Source organism: Anabaena sp. UHCC 0253 (assembly GCF_009712085.1).
In the GTDB taxonomy this organism is placed as follows: domain Bacteria; phylum Cyanobacteriota; class Cyanobacteriia; order Cyanobacteriales; family Nostocaceae; genus Dolichospermum.
This window is the reverse complement of sequence record NZ_VILD01000027.1, coordinates 1-2123: the sequence shown is the minus strand read 5'-3', so window position 1 is coordinate 2123 and position 2123 is coordinate 1. Positions and strand designations below refer to the sequence as shown.

The window sequence follows — 2123 nt, the reverse complement described above, 5'->3', positions numbered from 1 at the left end:
TTCACTCCAAGCCCTCAACGCATTAAAATTTGAATCCAACAAGGATGAATTCAAAGTTACTTATCTTGTATCGGCTCAATAAGTAGGGGTAACAGAGGAAAATAAGTGCAACGAGGTACACACAGTGTCATAGAATGGGAGACATGACACAAAAAATTATTGAGAGTGACAAATCAATATCAGATTTACTGCAAACCATCGAGCCAAAAGGGATTGCAGACGAATCAATGCGTCATACAGTAGAGATATTACTAAACCTAATAGAGCAATTACAATTAAAAGTCAAAAGCTTAGAGTCAGAGAATCAACGGTTAAAAGATGAAAACAACCGATTGAAGGGAGAACAAGGTCAACCAGACATAAAAGCCAAGAACAAGAAAGGGTTTGAAAATAAGCACTCATCAGAACAAGAAAGAAAGACCCCAAAACAGCACTCCAAGGGCAGTAAAAATCAAACAATTAAAATAGACAGAGAAAAAATCCTAGAATACCCCCAAGACAAACTACCAGCAGACGCACAGTTCAAAGGGTATGAAGAAGTAATCGTTCAAGACATCATCCTGAAAACCGATAATGTACTATTTCGGAAAGAGAAATACTACTCACCATTAGAAAGGAAAACTTATCTAGCAGAACTGCCTTGTGGTTATGAAGGAGAATTCGGACCCGGAATAAAAACCTTAATTATCAGCTTGTACTACGGGGGCAACATGACCCAAGGCAAGTTATTAGAGTTTTTAGAGGATATTGGTATTTCCATGTCGGCGGGGTATTTATCTAATCTACTGATTAAAAACCATGCTGATTTTGAAACCGAGAAAACAGAAGTATATTCAGCAGGACTAGAGAGCAGTCCTTGGCAACACTTTGACCAGACTGCTGCCCGCGTTGGTGGGGTCAACCATACTACCAATGTCATCTGTAACCCTTTATATACAGTCTACTTGACAACTCCTAAGAAAGACCGATTGACTGTACTCAAAGGCTTACAGAATGCTAAAGAACTGGAGTTTATTCTCAATCAATTTACCTATGAGTTGCTGAAAAATTTCCCACTACCAAATAAATATAAAGACGCTCTCCAACTATTACCGCAAGAAACTGTGTTGAACTCGGAACAGTTTCATGCCCTACTGGATACCTATCTACCCAAACTGGGTTCTCAACAACGAACTCGGATCACCGAAGCAGCAGCTATTGCCTTCTATCATCAACAAACTGATTGGCCAGTGGTGCAAACTCTCGTCTGTGATGATGCTCCCCAATTCAAGTTACTGACTGATAATATTGCTTTGTGTTGGGTGCATGAGGGAAGACATTATAAAAAGTTAAGTCCGTTTATTGCTTGTCACCAAACGATTTTAAAAGATTTTCTGGATGATTTCTGGGATTACTACCGAGACTTACTTGCTTACAAAGATTCTCCCAGTCAACAAAAGGCTGAAAAACTCCGGTCTGAGTTTTGGAAACTTTTTTCGCTTCAAACTGGTTATGAACAGTTGGATGAGCGAAAACGATTAACGCTGCTAAAAATTTCCGAGTTGCTTTTAGTATTAGAGCATCCTGAATTGCCTTTGCATAATAATCCGGCAGAGTTAGCTGCTAGGACAATGGTGCAACGGCGTAATATTAGTTATGCCACTCAAACTCTTGAAGGTACTCAGGCTTGGGATACTTTTATGTCTCTTGTTGCTACTACTCGTCAGTTGGGTATCAGTTTTTTTGAATATATCCGTGACCGCATTTCTCAGACTGGGAATATTCCCTTTTTGGCAACTATTATTCGCGAAAAATCTGCTCTCAATTCTTTTGGTTTGTCATGGATGCCTGAATAACTCTTTCCCCGATATATTGAGGGGATACCTTATCTTGATAGTCTAGATGTTAGCTCTATCATTAATAGCCTATTATCTGAATTGGGGTTAGGAGAAGATGTTGTCGCCCCAGAACTTTCCGTCACTAATCCGGGTTTACTGATTAAGAAAGAGCAGGATGGCAAGCGGTCTTATGAATTCTCTATTGGGGAAATTTCTCCGGGTGAAGTCGTTAATTTTCTCGCCAGTTTAGCTGGTACGTCCTTACCAGATAGTATCCAATCAAAACTAGGTGAAATTGGTAATGCC

General features: G+C 39.7%; 2 protein-coding genes. Both read left to right on the top strand.

Annotated elements, in window-relative coordinates:
* The first annotated feature begins 143 nt into the window (after positions 1–143).
* Complete coding sequence (locus FJR38_RS27480) at positions 144–1835, top strand: transposase (protein WP_168540780.1); 1692 nt, start codon at positions 144–146, stop codon at positions 1833–1835.
* An 81-nt stretch (positions 1836–1916) separates the two neighbouring features.
* On the top strand, positions 1917–2123 hold a 207-nt coding region (locus FJR38_RS27475), incomplete at its 3' end, for a hypothetical protein (protein ID WP_168540778.1).